General features: G+C 36.2%; 17 protein-coding genes. 10 read left to right on the forward strand and 7 right to left on the reverse strand.

What is annotated here, in order from left to right; genetic code table 11:
- Nucleotides 1-7: 7 nt before the first annotated feature.
- Nucleotides 8-157 carry a cytochrome c oxidase subunit 2A gene (locus ACQ5H4_RS00825; RefSeq protein ID WP_119708897.1) on the reverse strand — a complete coding sequence of 50 codons (150 nt, stop codon included), beginning with the start codon at nt 155-157 and terminating at the stop codon, nt 8-10.
- A 313-nt stretch (nt 158-470) separates the two neighbouring features.
- Nucleotides 471-686 carry a methionine aminopeptidase gene (locus ACQ5H4_RS00830; RefSeq protein ID WP_430773072.1) on the reverse strand — a complete coding sequence of 72 codons (216 nt, stop codon included), beginning with the start codon at nt 684-686 and terminating at the stop codon, nt 471-473.
- Nucleotides 687-1,141: 455 nt separating this feature from the next.
- Here ACQ5H4_RS00830 and ACQ5H4_RS00835 point away from each other — a divergent pair, with 455 nt between their 5' ends.
- Nucleotides 1,142-1,915, forward strand: a complete 774-nt coding sequence (locus tag ACQ5H4_RS00835) for an SDR family NAD(P)-dependent oxidoreductase (RefSeq protein ID WP_430773073.1) — start codon at nt 1,142-1,144, stop codon at nt 1,913-1,915.
- 25 nt (nt 1,916-1,940) lie between these two features.
- On the opposite strand, the gene ACQ5H4_RS00840 is transcribed toward ACQ5H4_RS00835, so the two are convergent.
- Nucleotides 1,941-2,396, reverse strand: a complete 456-nt coding sequence (locus ACQ5H4_RS00840; protein WP_430773074.1) for a chemotaxis protein CheX — start codon at nt 2,394-2,396, stop codon at nt 1,941-1,943.
- 302 nt (nt 2,397-2,698) lie between these two features.
- Between ACQ5H4_RS00840 and ACQ5H4_RS00845 the strand changes: the two genes are divergently transcribed.
- From ACQ5H4_RS00845 to ACQ5H4_RS00865, 5 genes are all read left to right on the forward strand, one after another.
- Nucleotides 2,699-3,790: a type III polyketide synthase gene (locus tag ACQ5H4_RS00845; RefSeq protein WP_430773075.1), complete on the forward strand. Its 1,092-nt coding sequence runs from the start codon at nt 2,699-2,701 to the stop codon at nt 3,788-3,790.
- Nucleotides 3,787-4,341, forward strand: a complete 555-nt coding sequence (locus tag ACQ5H4_RS00850; protein ID WP_430773537.1) for an isoprenylcysteine carboxyl methyltransferase family protein — start codon at nt 3,787-3,789, stop codon at nt 4,339-4,341. Before ACQ5H4_RS00845 ends, ACQ5H4_RS00850 begins: the two co-directional genes overlap by 4 nt.
- 311 nt (nt 4,342-4,652) lie before the next feature.
- Nucleotides 4,653-8,321, forward strand: a complete 3,669-nt coding sequence (locus ACQ5H4_RS00855) for a dynamin family protein (RefSeq protein ID WP_430773076.1) — start codon at nt 4,653-4,655, stop codon at nt 8,319-8,321.
- 96 nt (nt 8,322-8,417) lie between these two features.
- Nucleotides 8,418-9,017 (forward strand): hypothetical protein, encoded by a 600-nt coding sequence (locus ACQ5H4_RS00860; RefSeq protein ID WP_430773077.1) that lies wholly within the window; start codon nt 8,418-8,420, stop codon nt 9,015-9,017.
- A 73-nt stretch (nt 9,018-9,090) separates the two neighbouring features.
- On the forward strand, nt 9,091-9,987 hold the full coding sequence (locus ACQ5H4_RS00865; protein WP_430773078.1) for a 5'-3' exonuclease: 897 nt from the start codon (nt 9,091-9,093) through the stop codon (nt 9,985-9,987).
- A gap of 39 nt (nt 9,988-10,026) precedes the next feature.
- On the opposite strand, the gene sspL is transcribed toward ACQ5H4_RS00865, so the two are convergent.
- Complete coding sequence (sspL, locus tag ACQ5H4_RS00870) at nt 10,027-10,170, reverse strand: small, acid-soluble spore protein L (RefSeq protein WP_119708888.1); 144 nt, start codon at nt 10,168-10,170, stop codon at nt 10,027-10,029.
- A 106-nt stretch (nt 10,171-10,276) separates the two neighbouring features.
- Between sspL and ACQ5H4_RS00875 the strand changes: the two genes are divergently transcribed.
- Together ACQ5H4_RS00875 and ACQ5H4_RS00880 are read left to right on the forward strand one after the other, a co-directional pair.
- Nucleotides 10,277-10,738 carry a divergent PAP2 family protein gene (locus ACQ5H4_RS00875; protein ID WP_119708887.1) on the forward strand — a complete coding sequence of 154 codons (462 nt, stop codon included), beginning with the start codon at nt 10,277-10,279 and terminating at the stop codon, nt 10,736-10,738.
- Nucleotides 10,739-10,803: 65 nt separating this feature from the next.
- Entirely contained in the window at nt 10,804-11,070 is a 267-nt protein-coding gene (locus ACQ5H4_RS00880; protein WP_430773079.1) for a DUF6123 family protein, read from the forward strand.
- A gap of 29 nt (nt 11,071-11,099) precedes the next feature.
- Here the strand turns inward: ACQ5H4_RS00880 and ACQ5H4_RS00885 are convergent, their stop codons facing one another.
- A complete protein-coding gene (locus tag ACQ5H4_RS00885; RefSeq protein ID WP_430773080.1) occupies nt 11,100-12,020 on the reverse strand; it encodes a DMT family transporter in 921 nt (306 codons plus the stop codon).
- Nucleotides 12,017-12,430 (reverse strand): reverse transcriptase-like protein, encoded by a 414-nt coding sequence (locus tag ACQ5H4_RS00890; RefSeq protein WP_430773081.1) that lies wholly within the window; start codon nt 12,428-12,430, stop codon nt 12,017-12,019. The genes ACQ5H4_RS00885 and ACQ5H4_RS00890 overlap by 4 nt, the downstream gene beginning before the upstream one ends.
- A gap of 186 nt (nt 12,431-12,616) precedes the next feature.
- On the opposite strand from ACQ5H4_RS00890, the gene ACQ5H4_RS00895 reads away from it, so the two are divergent.
- Entirely contained in the window at nt 12,617-13,276 is a 660-nt protein-coding gene (locus ACQ5H4_RS00895) for a ribonuclease H family protein (protein WP_430773082.1), read from the forward strand.
- A 15-nt stretch (nt 13,277-13,291) separates the two neighbouring features.
- Complete coding sequence (locus ACQ5H4_RS00900) at nt 13,292-13,471, forward strand: zinc-finger domain-containing protein (protein ID WP_430773083.1); 180 nt, start codon at nt 13,292-13,294, stop codon at nt 13,469-13,471.
- A gap of 46 nt (nt 13,472-13,517) precedes the next feature.
- Here the strand turns inward: ACQ5H4_RS00900 and cspD are convergent, their stop codons facing one another.
- Nucleotides 13,518-13,718 carry a cold-shock protein CspD gene (gene cspD / locus ACQ5H4_RS00905; protein ID WP_268337208.1) on the reverse strand — a complete coding sequence of 67 codons (201 nt, stop codon included), beginning with the start codon at nt 13,716-13,718 and terminating at the stop codon, nt 13,518-13,520.
- Nucleotides 13,719-13,955 lie beyond the last annotated feature (237 nt).

Consider the following 13,955-nt stretch of genomic DNA (forward strand, 5'->3'; position numbering starts at 1 on the left):
CTTTCCTCTAAAAACGGTCTAAAAATAAGAAGTAAACGCTCACCCATGTCACTATTAGAAAGAATCCTAATAGGAAAACGGAAGCTAATGTGCCTTTTAAAGAAGAGCTATCCTCTATTTCCGTCTTTGTTTTTCGGTTGAGTTCCATTTTCGCCATAACCCTCACTCCCTCCCCAAGGTTTCACAATAAATAAATAATTACAATTTCATAATACAAGACAATTGTTGCAATTCCATTAGCTTTCATTGATTTCACAAATTGTTCAATTGTTATGTATTTACTATGATAGTAGTGAAAAGTTATTGTGACAGTGATTTAAATCACATTCAAGTTTCTTGAAATGTGAATTATTTGTGAAGAAGATAAATTTTGAAAATATATGATAACGGTTACGAATGTCGACATAAAAGCATTTGTAGGTGAGTGATATTTATTACACAAAAAACACACCCTAGAAACCTAGAGTGTGTTACACGATTGAGCTATCCCACTTTGAATAAGATCCTGATCCTTCGCAGCCCGCACAATCAAAGATATGGTTATATGGGATAAATTCTCCTACTGGAGGATATACATGATACCCTTTTCCATGACATTGTGGGCACTTATCTTCTTCATACATTGCTTCTAAATGCTCCTGATATTTTCCTTCTCGCCAATTAAAGAAGGCTTGAATGATTCCCAAGGTTAATCACCACCTATTTCCTATTATTGCTAATGGGGTTTCCTCTATACATATTATTAACATAGAGGTGTGAAGGTGATGTTAATAATTGGTAGTTGAATATGGTTATGTTCACCATTAAATCTTCATATTTATTATTATTCCTAAAGCTTTTAGACTACTCGTAGGAACCTCTTATACTTGAAATAAATATACTGATAGTAATATTGGTCAGTTAGAAATAGTGAGGGATAATATATGGTGAAATACTATTGTGAACACTGCCGAACTCTTTATGATGGGAAGGTAGTATGTCAGGTGTGTGGTGAACTTGTGTGCAAAGAAATTTATATAGAGGTTCAAAGACAACAAGATAAGAAGTAATTAGGTAGCAGGAAAAAGAATCCCTTTTTCCTTTTCTTTTTGACTACTGTTTGATATGTTGATTCATATATGAATGAAAAAGGGGGATCATCGTGTACTTACCATCATTTCGATTAGATAATAAACATGCGATAGTTACTGGTGCCGGCAGGGGAATAGGAAAAGCACTAGCCATTGGTTTAGCGGAAGCTGGGGCAGATGTTGCAATACTCTCCCGAACCGAGGGAGATTTAAGGGAAACGGCTGAAATCATTCGTTCTCTTGGCAGGAGGGTGCTCGTTATACCGACGAATGTCACCTCAACAGAGGAAATATCAAGGGCTGTGTCTACCGTTGAGGATGAGTGGGGAGAAATACATATTCTTATCAATAACGCAGGAATGAATATTCGATCTAAAGCCATAGAGGTTACGGAAGAAGAGTGGCAGACAATTATGGACACTAATTTAAAGTCAGCCTTTATGATGTCACAACAAGTTGGTAAAGTGATGCAGAAGCACGGAACGGCGGGTAGAATTATATCTATCTCATCTGTTGCCGGGCATGTCGCTTTGCGGACAGGTGTCGTTTATGCAGCAACAAAAGCGGCCATGATTCAAATGACCAAGGTGCTTGCATTAGAATGGGGTCCTCATCATATTAATGTGAATAGCATAGGACCATGGTATTTCAAAACCCCTTTAACGGAAACCTTACTTTCTAACAAAGAGTATGTAAAAGATATTTTAGCCGTCACTCCTTTAAATCGTGTCGGTGAATTACCAGAACTAGTAGGTCCTGTTGTCATGCTAGCTTCCGAAGCAGGAAATTATATCAGCGGTCAAACCATATTTGTTGATGGTGGGATGACGATCCACGGATTTTAAAAAAAGGTAGAGAGGGTAATCCTCTCTACTTATTTTCTACCATTATAATAAGTTCAATCGTTCCTAAGTCTTGAATAGTGATTGGTAAACGAAATGCCTTCTCAAATCCGTAAACCTTTGTTTCTCCAACCAAAACAGTAGGTGGGGTAATATCGGTTTCATGGCCTTTTTGTGAAATAGTTGTAGATAAATTCCCTGCAATCATGTTTCCTAACTCTCCTGCAAAGGACTCTAGCATTTCTCCTTCTAAAGCCATACCGAACATTCCTTCTCCGATCTTGCCAAACACCTGTTCATTTCCATCAATTATAATTCGACCTCTAACATCTCCGGTCATTCCAATCAAAACACCAATTGAATGCTGTGTAAAGGGCTGTGTAAAAAGAGACGGTTTTTCAACGGTTAGGTCAAATGGAAGAACTGATTTAACTGAATCGATAGTCCCGTTTAGTATATCTGTCACTTGCTTTGATAAAGTCATTTATATTCCTCCAACTAGTCGAATATCATTATATTATCATAGATGCTAATGAAAATAACATGGTTTTCTCATTTTCAATAGTAAAAAATAATGGGATTTAGTGTGGTGCTTTTGATTCATTTCTATGGTAAAAATTATCTAGTGATTTGAATCGAAAATCAACATATAATGAAGAAGCACAGCAACTCCTTCAAGACATGGATGGCTCTCTACTTACTAAAGTAGGGAGTTTTTTTCTTGAATAAATATCCTGTTTTTGGAAAAAGTATCCTTAATATGGTGAACGTGGAAGGAGTAAAGAAATGCCAGCAATTCTATCAGTAGGTGAAGCAACCCCGCAATATGAAATAACACAAACTGAAGTGATGAATTTTTCGCGAAAGCTTTTTACAGAAGCTTTTCACGATATAGAAAGATTGCTTAAGGCATTCCAGAACGGACAAATTATTAAACGACATTTTGCTAGAAGTATTGAATGGTTTGATAAAGAGAGGTCATTTAAGGAAAAAAATGATGCATATATAGAAACAGCTACCCAGTTAGGTGCAAAAGCAATAGAAAATTGTTTGCAACATAAGGATTATTTGAAGAAACCGATAGGTTATGAAGAAATAGACGCAATTTTCACCATATCAAGTACAGGTTTAGCTACTCCTAGTATAGAAGCTAGGATTATGAATATGCTTCCTTTTTCAATACATACGAAACGAATTCCTATTTGGGGTCTTGGTTGTGCGGGGGGAGCTTCTGGCTTATCAAGAGCATACGAATACTGCCTAGCTTTTCCTAGTGCAAAAGTACTTGTGCTAACCATTGAATTGTGCAGTTTAACATTCCAGAAAAATGATCTGTCCAAAAGTAACTTAATTGGCTCTTCGCTTTTTGCTGACGGAGTGGCATGTGCTCTTGTAGTAGGAGATCAAATACAGAAGGAAAGTTTCAGTCAATTAACCTGCTATCCAACTATCTTAGCTACAAGGTCAACTACCATGAAGGATTCGCTAGATGTGATGGGGTGGGAAGTAAAAGACAATGGACTTTATGTTGTATTTTCCAAGGATATTCCTTCCATAATTGAAAAATGGCTAAAGCCCAATACAAATAGTTTTCTAACAGAGAATGGTTGTCAGATAGAAGAGCTTCAGCATTTTATTGCACATCCAGGAGGAAAAAAGGTTCTAGACGCCTACATAAAATCATTACAGTTACCCGCAGAAATGTTAGAAATATCTGCAAATGTATTAAAGAATTACGGGAATATGTCATCAGCAACCATCTTATATGTTTTGAATCGGACCATGAAAGTGGCAAAAAAACATGATATGGGTCTTGCAACAGCATTAGGACCTGGTTTTAGCTCAGAATTACTTCTCTTACAATGGAGGGAAACATAATGTTTTCGTTATTTCTTGCATTTGTGATTTTTCAACGAGTTTGTGAATTAGCAATCGCTAAAAGAAATGAGAAATGGATGAAAGAGCAGGGGGGCGTAGAATTCGGGAAAACACATTACTCATTTATTGTTTTTGTCCATGCCTTATTTTTTATATCACTTTGTCTCGAAGTGTTAGTACAAGAGAAAGAAATCTCTCCATATTGGCCAGTGCTTGTCAGCTTGTTTTTGGTCACACAAATAGGGAGAATTTGGGCACTGTCGTCATTGGGGAAGTATTGGAATACGAAAATAATCGTCGTACCTCATGCTACAGTTATTAAAAAAGGGCCTTATAAGTATCTCAAGCACCCAAACTATTTAATCGTCACCGTAGAGTTTCTTGTGATCCCACTTCTTTTTCAAGCATACGGAACACTTATTGCTTTTTCACTCCTCAATGCTCTCATCTTGATGATACGCATCCCGGCTGAGGAAAAAGCTCTTTGTGACCATACAAAATACAATGAGGTATTTCATAAAACAAGCAGAAACTCCCGTTACCGTTTATGAAAAAAATGTGAATGATCAGAAAGCTTATTGATAGTGATTATCATTCGTGATATAGTGTTCATATGAAAATAATTATCACTCTCATTAAAGGGGACGGTGTTTTCAAATGGTAACGATTTTTATTGGCGGAACGGTTGTCGTTTATGGATGGTTAATGATGCATGTGTTAAAGAATGTAAGCAAACCGCAAGCAATTCAATTAAATAAATAAAAAAATCAGGTGATTGTCAACCTGATTTTTTTTTTGTTTGGGAAATGCGTGAAAAATCAGTTAAAATAGAGTGGAATAAGTTCAAACAAGGGGTAGAACCATGTCAAATACAATCTTTCAACACGATACACAGATCACACTATCACGTCTTGCAAATCTACATACCTATTTTCTATCAAGGGGAAACGAAGAAACGGCAGAAAAAGCAAAACAATTAGCTATAAAACTTCAAGAGAGAGAATATGCGATTGCATTTTGTGGTCATTTTTCAGCGGGAAAATCAACCATGATTAATACTTTAATTGGTGAAAATATTCTTCCTTCCAGCCCTATTCCAACAAGTGCGAATTTAGTAAAAGTGAAAGCAGGAGAGGACTATGCGAAGGTCTATTTCAATGAAGGAAGACCACTATACTATAAGGCACCGTACGACTATAGTATGGTCAAGACGTATTGCAAAAATGGAGATGAAATAACGTCCATTGAGATAAGCAAGAGTAACACGAAGCTAACAAATGGTACAGCGATATTAGATACACCAGGGATTGACTCAACAGATGATGCTCATCGAATCGCTACAGAGTCAGCTTTACACCTAGCCGATCTTGTGTTTTATTGCATGGATTATAACCATGTTCAATCTGAAGTTAACTTCATGTTTACAAAAGAACTAACAGAAGAAGGTAAGGAAGTTTTCTTAGTTGTTAATCAAATTGATAAGCATCGTGAGGAAGAGCTAAGTTTTCTTCAGTTTCAACAAAGCGTAAAAGAATCCTTTGCTTCATGGGGAGTGAAGCCGGGTCATATATTTTATACGACGCTAAAGGAACCAAATCATCCACATAATGAGTTAAAAGATCTACAAAAGTTTATTGCTGAAAAAGTCCTTATGAAGGATCAGTTGTTAGAACTTTCAGTTTCAAATTCTCTCAAAAAGCTTATTCAAGAACAAATTGTATTCGAATTCAATCAGAATAAAGAAACAATTGAAAAGCTTGAACAAAAATTAAACGCTCTACCAGAAGGTGAATGGAATTCACTACAAGGTAAGATTGTAGAGTTACAACAGCAATTAGACATACAAGAGGAAGCACTAACTGAACAAAAGAGGAAGTTAGAGCTTGTGATTATTGATATTTTAAAAAATGCTTATTTAATGCCTTTTCAAACGAGAGAATTGGCAGAAAAATTTCTTGAATCTAGACAGCGAGAGTTTAAAGTTGGATTATTGTTTTCTAAAAATAAGACAGAACATGAACGCCAAGCAAGATTACATGCATTTTTTTCTGATATGCAAGAGAAAGTAAAGTCGCAACTTGAATGGCACTTAAAAGATGCGATTATTCGCTTTTTAAAGCAGGAAGACATCAATAATGCAGATTTACTAACAAAAATCCAGGAATACTCTGTGCCGATTACATCAGAGCTTCTGTTTAAGGCGGAAAAGAAGGACGCACGTTTGTCTGGAGAATACGTTTTGAACTATACAAACGATGTTGCGGAAAGCTTAAAAAACCTTGCTAGGAGAGAACTCGAGCCATTTATGGAAGATTTCCTAAAAATTCTAAGTACTAACATGAGTAAGAAGGTTTCAAAATGGGAGGAAGAGTTAGAAGTCATAAAGGATTTTAACCATACATGGTCAGAGTTAAAAACCATAACGAATAGCCAACAAAAGTCCAAAGATACAATGGACCAAATGATAACTGAAAATATCAAGAGCGATGAAATAAGGGATCATGAGATAGAAAAACTTCTTACTGTGAATGAAGAATTTGAAATCGTGACTTCTACAGAAAAAGATCGAGGTGTAGCAGTAGATTCAATAAAAAAGGTAGAGAAGGCAAAAGAAACACCTACAGAAGAGGTGCACTCAACACAAGCTGGACTTCAAGTAAGGGATGTAGTAAAAAAGCTAAAGACAGCAGCGACGTTGTTAAACTCTGTACCAGGATTTAAAACGACTTCAGAGGAACTGACTTTAACATCTGATAGATTAGCTCAAAGAGGATTTACGATTGCTCTATTCGGTGCTTTTAGTGCAGGAAAATCCTCCTTTGCAAATGCATTAATTGGGCAGAAGCTTTTACCGGTTTCACCTAATCCAACTACGGCAGCGATAAATAAAATCATGCCTGTTACAGAAGAAAATAAGCACGGTTTAGTCAAAGTGAAATTCAAAAATTCAGATAATTTATTTGAGGAAGTGAAAAGGTCCTTACACTTGTTTGAGCTATCAGCGAGTTCGTTAGATCATGCAGTAGAAGTGATCCAATCAATAGATCCTACAGATTCGTTGTTTGATGTTCAAGGTAAGGTGCATTATTCTTTTCTAACCGCATTTTTACGGGGATACGAGTTAGCAAAAAGACACTTCGGAGATACCCTTCAAACACAGTTAGAAGAATTTGCTGATTACGTTGCAAAGGAAGAAAAATCGTGTTTTGTAGAAAGTATTGAGTTGTATTATGATTGTGAACTAACTCGTCATGGAATCACGCTCGTTGATACACCAGGAGCCGATTCAATCAATGCACGACATACAGGTGTTGCTTTTGACTATATCAAAAACTCAGATGCTATACTTTTTGTGACCTATTATAATCATGCCTTTTCAAAAGCTGATCGCGAGTTCTTAATACAGCTTGGTCGAGTTAAGGACACCTTTTCAATGGATAAGATGTTCTTTCTTGTAAATGCAATTGACTTGGCGCGTGATGAAGAAGAGGTCCAAGAAGTACTTGGTTACGTAACAGAGCAATTGATTCAATATGGAATTCGTATGCCTCATGTGTATCCAGTTTCAAGCATGTTAGGTTTAAAAGAAAAATTAGAAGCAGCACAAGAAGGCTCTCGTTTGGCGCAATTCGAAGAGAGATTCTATTCGTTTATTGAACACGACTTAAACGAGATTGCCCTAAACTCTGCTCTGTCAGATCTAAATCGAGTGAATACTGTACTTAAAGCTTTTATTCAAAATGCGAAGTTGAACCTAGAAGAAAAGGACACGTACTTGTTAACTCTTCAGGATCAAGAGGAAGCTATTGGAAAGCTGCTTCGTAGAGATGATCAAGAAAAAAATCTTCAAAAAAGATTACATTTAGAAACGGATGAGTTAGCCTTTTATATTAAGCAAAGAGTATTTTATCGATTTAATGATTTCTTTAAGGAGGCGTTTAATCCGTCTCTATTAAAGGATGATGGAAGAAGTATGAAACAGGCGTTACAAAGAGGACTTGAAGAATTCTTAACAAGTTTTGGATATGATTTTGCTCAAGAATTACGAGCGACTTCACTTAGAATTGAGTCATTCATCGGAAAGCTAGTGGTAGAAGTTGAACAGCTTCTAGAGGGCTCGATTGTAGATATCAATAAAGATATATCCTTTCATTCGTATGAGAAAGGTGTCTGGAAGAGTATTGAATTTAATAATGCTTTCGAGAATTTAGAGGCTCCCTTGTTTAAAAAGGCATTGAGCTATTTTAAAAATCCAAAATCGTTTTTTGAGCGTAATGATAAACGATTTATGATGGAGGAACTAGAAGCCATTTTATCTCCGATAGCCAACAGCTATGTGGAGGAAGGGAGTCTACGATTAAAGGAGCATTATCAAGAAATAATGAATTCTGAGATCCGTCAACTAAAAGAACAAATTAGTAGAGAGTGCCATGACTATTATGAAGGGTTACGGGCTGCACTTAGCGATGAAACCTCTATTAGTATGCTCGAGGAAACAGAAATTAAGTTAGAGGAACTATTAAGTAAATAACTACTGTCATAAATCCCTTTGAAAAGGGATTTATTTTTTATTTTCTTATCGTTATAATTAGAAATGTAAAAAAATTCAAATTACTCGGGGGTACATATGATTTCTAGTGGATATACTGTTACAAAAAAGAAAAAGACAGACTATACTCAAATGTTAGTTCCGATAGCCATTATTTTAATTCTTGGATCTATCTTTATTGCCTTGTTTTTTCTTGCTCCGATTCAATTTTTACTTTATAAGCCACGTGGGGAGTGGTTTTTTGAACCTCCTAAAAGTGCTTATTATGCCTTTATTGGTGGAATCCTTCTTGTAGCTGCGATGTTAATAGGAACAGCTATTGCTATCTATAAAGATAAGATGACCAAGGGAATAAAGGTTTTAATAATTCTAGGGTATATACTGAGTGTGCTGGTTTTTGTACTGAGTATCAATCAATATCATTATGCAAATCAAACAGGCATTGTCCTAAATCGCTTTTTGAGTTTTGAAGATGAGAAATATACATGGGAGGATATTACTTCCGCAGAAGAACAAGCAATCGTTAAAAATGGAATGATGAGTAGCGGGAAACTTACACTTACTTTTATTAACGATAAAAGTTATACTTTTTTATTAAATGAAAATGTAAGAAAAGCAAAAATTGCTATGTACTACGAGTTAGAGAAACAAGGAATTGAAATTAAGAGAACACAATAAAGAAAACAATACCATCTTTGATAATTAATTTTCATGATATAATGGGGATTATGCTCTTAGAGGAGGACTATGAATGACGAACCAATCTACAGATCGTTCCCTTTTACTTGTTGATGGAATGGCACTATTATTCCGTGCTTTTTTTGCAACAAGTGTATCGGGTCAATTTATGATAAATTCTAAAGGAATACCAACAAATGGTGTTCATGGTTTTGTGAAACATTTTTTAACAGCGATATCAACGTTTAAGCCAAGCCACGTAGTCGTCTGTTGGGATATGGGAAGCAAAACATTCCGAAATGAAATGTTCACAGATTATAAAGCAAATCGCTCAGATGCACCGGTTGAATTGATCCCGCAGTTTGATTTAGTCAAGGAAGTAGTTAGTGCATTTGACATTCCTAATATCGGGTTAGAAGGGTATGAGGCAGACGATTGTATCGGAACAATTGCCAAGTCTTCGATGAACGACTTTGAGGTTAGCATATTAACAGGAGATCGTGATATTCTTCAGTTGTTAGATGAGCGAATTAAGGTCATATTGCTGCAAAAAGGCTTTGGGAATTATGCTGTTCATACCCCTGACTCCTTCTATACAGAAAAGGGAATTCTCCCGAAGCAAATGATTGATGTAAAAGCGTTGATGGGAGATCCTAGTGATAATTATCCAGGTGTAAAAGGAATTGGTGAAAAAACAGCCCTTAAGTTAGTTCAACAATTTGAGCATGTTGAAGGGATTGTTTCGAATTTACAATTGCTTACTAAAGCGCAAAAAACGAAAATAGAGCAGGATTTGGACATGCTTTATTTAAGCAGAAAGCTTGCTGAAATCAAATGTGATGTTCCGATTTCCTTCTCACACGAGGAATCAGTATTCCAATTCAACCAGGAGAAGGTTCTAACAAAGTTTAAAGAGGTTGAGTTTAGAGGGCTCGATCGTTTATTACCAGACCAGCAAATATTAGCGTAATTGAAAGCTGCCCATGTTAATAGGGCAGCTTTTTTCTAATTAAATCTTAGTATTGCTTTTCTTAGCTCTATTTTCTAATTTACTTTTCGGATTCGGTGTAAATTCAGCATCCTGTCCATATCCTTGAGGATTCACACCAGGAGCTTTGGTACCACGGTTTGTATGTGAGTTTTTTCCTCCCATTTTCATTCCTCCTATTATAGGGTTGTTACTGTCTTAACGATAATATTATTACCTAATTGCATAATCTCACTCTCCTTTCTTCACAATAAAAAGGAGGTGAGAGAATGTGAATAAAGGTGTCTATATCGCGATTTCAAGCATAGCTTTAGCACAGGGATTGAAAATTCCCATTCATTATTGGAAGAAGAAGGAGTTCAGACCGGATTTGTTTTTTCAAACGGGTGGGATGCCTAGCTCCCATTCCGCTGGTGTCGCTTCCTTAACAACATATATTGCCTTAAAGCGTGGTTTACCAACCATTGATTTTGCTCTGTCTCTTGTTTATGGATTAATTGTTATGTATGATGCGCAGGGAATAAGAAGACAAACAGGTGAGCTTACTTTAAAAGTAAATGACTTGGATGATTTACTTGATAAAGTAAATCATGAAAAGCCCGTACATTTTGAAGAAAAGGCCCCAGATAAATTGAAGGAAATGCTTGGTCATAAGCCAGAAGAAGTAGTTGGTGGAGCGCTTCTTGGGGTGCTAACTGGGACTTTAGGCTATTTAATGGATAGAAAAAGATAGAAAAATGTCGGTTGATGAGATAAAATCAAGAAGATGTGAAGCGATCATAGGGAGTGTAGAGAACCTTGAGTACGGAAGAGTACGTAAGTCATTTATTAGACAAAGGATTCCTTCTAAAGGATGATGCGATTGGCTTTATTTATTTTGGAAAAAATTATACCGGTGCTTCAGATGAACTAGCAAATGTGGCGATTGAAGTCACACTAAAGGCTCAAAAAAGCTTTGATGGAAGTTTTTATGTGTCTTTACTTGAATGGCTTATGTCAAATCAAATTAAAACGAAAAAAGAGGCTTATCAATTTATAAAAGAAGCCGAGTTGCTGACAATATAAAAAAAGCGTGTGAGGTTCACACGCTTTTTTTATATCGCTTGCTTATTTTCGGTATATACCGAATGCTTTTTTTTCGCTGGCAGTTCCGCAAAGATCATACCTGCAAAGATACATATACAGCCGAGTAGCGCATTGGATGTTAGTCTTTCATCGGCCCAAACATAAGCAGTAATGGCAGCGAACACTGGCTCCATGGCAAAAATTAAGGCAACTCTTGTTGGAGTCGTATATTTTTGAAAGCTTGTTTGAGCAAAAAAGGCTATCGCTGTTGCGAATACAGAAGTAATAAGTAAAGCGATTAGTACATTTTGTTGTCCTAGAATATCTAGACGAAAGGCTAAAGAATAATCTTCAGTAAATAAAGCTAACAAACCTGACAAAACAGACACTGTGAAAATTTGAATAACAGTCAGCAACAACGTGGGGAATTTTTCACTGTACCTACCCGTGAAGATGATATGCATGGCAAAACCAATGGCACATGCGAGAACAAATGCATCACCTCGATTTAATGATGTCATATCTGTTAATGTTAGAAGATATAATCCAATCGTTGCAATTCCCACTCCGATTAACGCATTTCTTGTTGGCTTTTGTTTCAGTAAAAATAGAGAAAAGAGAGGAACAAGTACAACACTTAGTCCGGTGATGAAACCAGCTTTAGAGGATGACGTATATAGTAATCCGACAGTTTGAAAAGCATATCCCGCAAATAGCCATCCTCCGAGTAAAATGCCAGACGTAAGAATGTATCGATTGAGTAGTAGTAGTTGTTTCCGTTCAAATATCATTAGCCATCCGCCAAGAATTAGTGCAGCGATAAAGAAACGAATGGCATTAAACACGTTTGGTGGTAAGGATGCAATTGCATTTTGAACGAGCACAAAAGTTGAACCCCACACAAGGGCAACCATAAGTAAACTAATGTCTGCAAATAATGACTTTTTCATATGTCCTCGTTCTCCTTGATGGTTTCATTTTTTCGGATTGCTGCTCGGGCGAGTTCATCTGCTGATTTATTTTCTGAGCTGGGAATCCATTTCATAAAAAATAAATCAAAATTTTTAGAAAGAGTTAATGCTTCTTCAAGTAAAGGAGCAAATTGCTTATTTTTTACAAATTCCTTTTCAACTGCTCGATTTACTAGTTCTGAGTCCGTTCGAAAGGAGACTACTTGATATCCATTCTTTTTACATATTTTTAATGCTTCAATAAAAGCATAATATTCAGCTTCGTGGTTGCTCATTACACCTAATGGGATAGAATAGCGTTCAACTTTGCCATTCGCTTTAATAAAAATACCAGCTCCACTAGGCCCTGGATTGCCAGCACTAGCGCCATCAATGTATACTTCAATCATTGATTTCCTCCAATAAACGTGATTTTTACATAGTATAAGCTAGTTTAACATATTTTTTGATTAAGCGAATGAATTGTCAGAAAAAAGCTCTAAAACCAAAATCCCAATCTTTTGTAACTTTTTCTTTAAAAAGGAAAAGATAAAAACATCGAAAAAGCAGCTATGCATGAAGAGAGGATGAAAAGAATGAAATATAAATTAGAGTATAAATATAGGATAAAAAATATTGCCCCAGTAGCTTTAACTTCTAATGATTTTTTGTCAGCTGAGGATGCGATAACCGCTGGTGAAGAGCTTGAGAAAACTGGAAAAGTACTTGATTTAGAATTTCATGATGAGATGGGCTCAACGTGGACCCTTAAGGAAATGAAAAAGTTATCGGAAGAAATTGAGGAGGAACCGCATGATGTAATGGTCTACTTTGACGGTGGACATGACATAAACAGCAATCGGGCAGGTATTGGTGCGGTTATTTATTATAAACAAGGAAAAAAGAAATTCCGTCTTCGTGCAAATGAAGTAATTGATGAGATGGAGACAAATAATGAAGCGGAATATGCAGCTTTGTACTTTGCTCTTGATCTGTTAGAAGAGCTTGGGGTAACTAAACTTCCTTGTGACATTAAAGGAGATTCACAGGTGGTTCTGAAACAACTAGAGGGAGAATGGCCATGTTACGAGGAAAATTTAAATCGATGGCTTGATCGGATAGAGGCAAAAATAAAAAAACTCGGCTTACTTCCTCGATATGAAGCGATCTCTAGAAAAGATAATAAAGAAAGTGATAAGTTGGCGACTCAAGCTCTAGAAGGTAAGTCTATTCATAGTAAAATGCAGGTTATATAATAAAAGGTGGGGATTGTGCTGAGTAGGCAACAAATTTTACGAGAAGTAGAGGAATTAATGGGACGATATTGTAAGGAATGTTTCCTACATAAGCATCACAAAGATGAAAAGGGGAGAAGATACGCCCATCGATTTTGTATTACAAGTTGTACGGTTGGGGAGAAAATAAAAGAGGTGGGAAAAAGACTGACCTGAATAAATAAAGGCTGGCAAAAAGCCAGCCTACAAGTAGTATATTGGATTATAGCTTAACTACGTTAGAAGCTTGTGGTCCGCGGTTTCCTTCAACGATTTCAAAAGAAACTTCTTGACCTTCTTCTAATGACTTAAAGCCATCACCTTGGATTGCTGAGAAGTGTACGAATACGTCGTCTCCACCTTCAACTTCGATGAATCCAAAGCCTTTTTCATTGTTAAACCATTTTACTTTACCATTTTGCATATAAACTTTTCCTCCTAAGCCTTTCAAGACACATAAGGTCCCCAAGTATATATTACCATCAAGCCGAACATATTTAACTAAATGTAACAAGTAAGGAAATATATTCTGATTAATGATGCTTCTAATATACACGAAATATATGTGAATAGTCAATAAATTATCGCTAGAATTTCACTCATTTTGAAAGACTTTCCACCTATGAAAATCACCTTTGAAATGGAAAAAATACCTATTCTA

Origin of the sequence: Bacillus coreaensis, assembly GCF_050586445.1 — a bacterium.
Taxonomy (GTDB): Bacteria; Bacillota; Bacilli; order Bacillales; family Cytobacillaceae; genus Robertmurraya_A; species Robertmurraya_A coreaensis.

Coding starts and splice junctions, on each gene's coding strand:
- ACQ5H4_RS00825 (WP_119708897.1), bottom strand. CDS start 157: ATGGCGAAAATGGAACTCAACCGAAAAACAAAGACGGAAATAGAGGAT.
- ACQ5H4_RS00840 (WP_430773074.1), bottom strand. CDS start 2,396: ATGACTTTATCAAAGCAAGTGACAGATATACTAAACGGGACTATCGAT.
- ACQ5H4_RS00845 (WP_430773075.1), top strand. CDS start 2,699: ATGCCAGCAATTCTATCAGTAGGTGAAGCAACCCCGCAATATGAAATA.
- ACQ5H4_RS00855 (WP_430773076.1), top strand. CDS start 4,653: ATGTCAAATACAATCTTTCAACACGATACACAGATCACACTATCACGT.
- ACQ5H4_RS00860 (WP_430773077.1), top strand. CDS start 8,418: ATGATTTCTAGTGGATATACTGTTACAAAAAAGAAAAAGACAGACTAT.
- ACQ5H4_RS00865 (WP_430773078.1), top strand. CDS start 9,091: ATGACGAACCAATCTACAGATCGTTCCCTTTTACTTGTTGATGGAATG.
- sspL (WP_119708888.1), bottom strand. CDS start 10,170: ATGGGAGGAAAAAACTCACATACAAACCGTGGTACCAAAGCTCCTGGT.
- ACQ5H4_RS00885 (WP_430773080.1), bottom strand. CDS start 12,020: ATGAAAAAGTCATTATTTGCAGACATTAGTTTACTTATGGTTGCCCTT.
- ACQ5H4_RS00890 (WP_430773081.1), bottom strand. CDS start 12,430: ATGATTGAAGTATACATTGATGGCGCTAGTGCTGGCAATCCAGGGCCT.
- ACQ5H4_RS00895 (WP_430773082.1), top strand. CDS start 12,617: ATGAAATATAAATTAGAGTATAAATATAGGATAAAAAATATTGCCCCA.
- cspD (WP_268337208.1), bottom strand. CDS start 13,718: ATGCAAAATGGTAAAGTAAAATGGTTTAACAATGAAAAAGGCTTTGGA.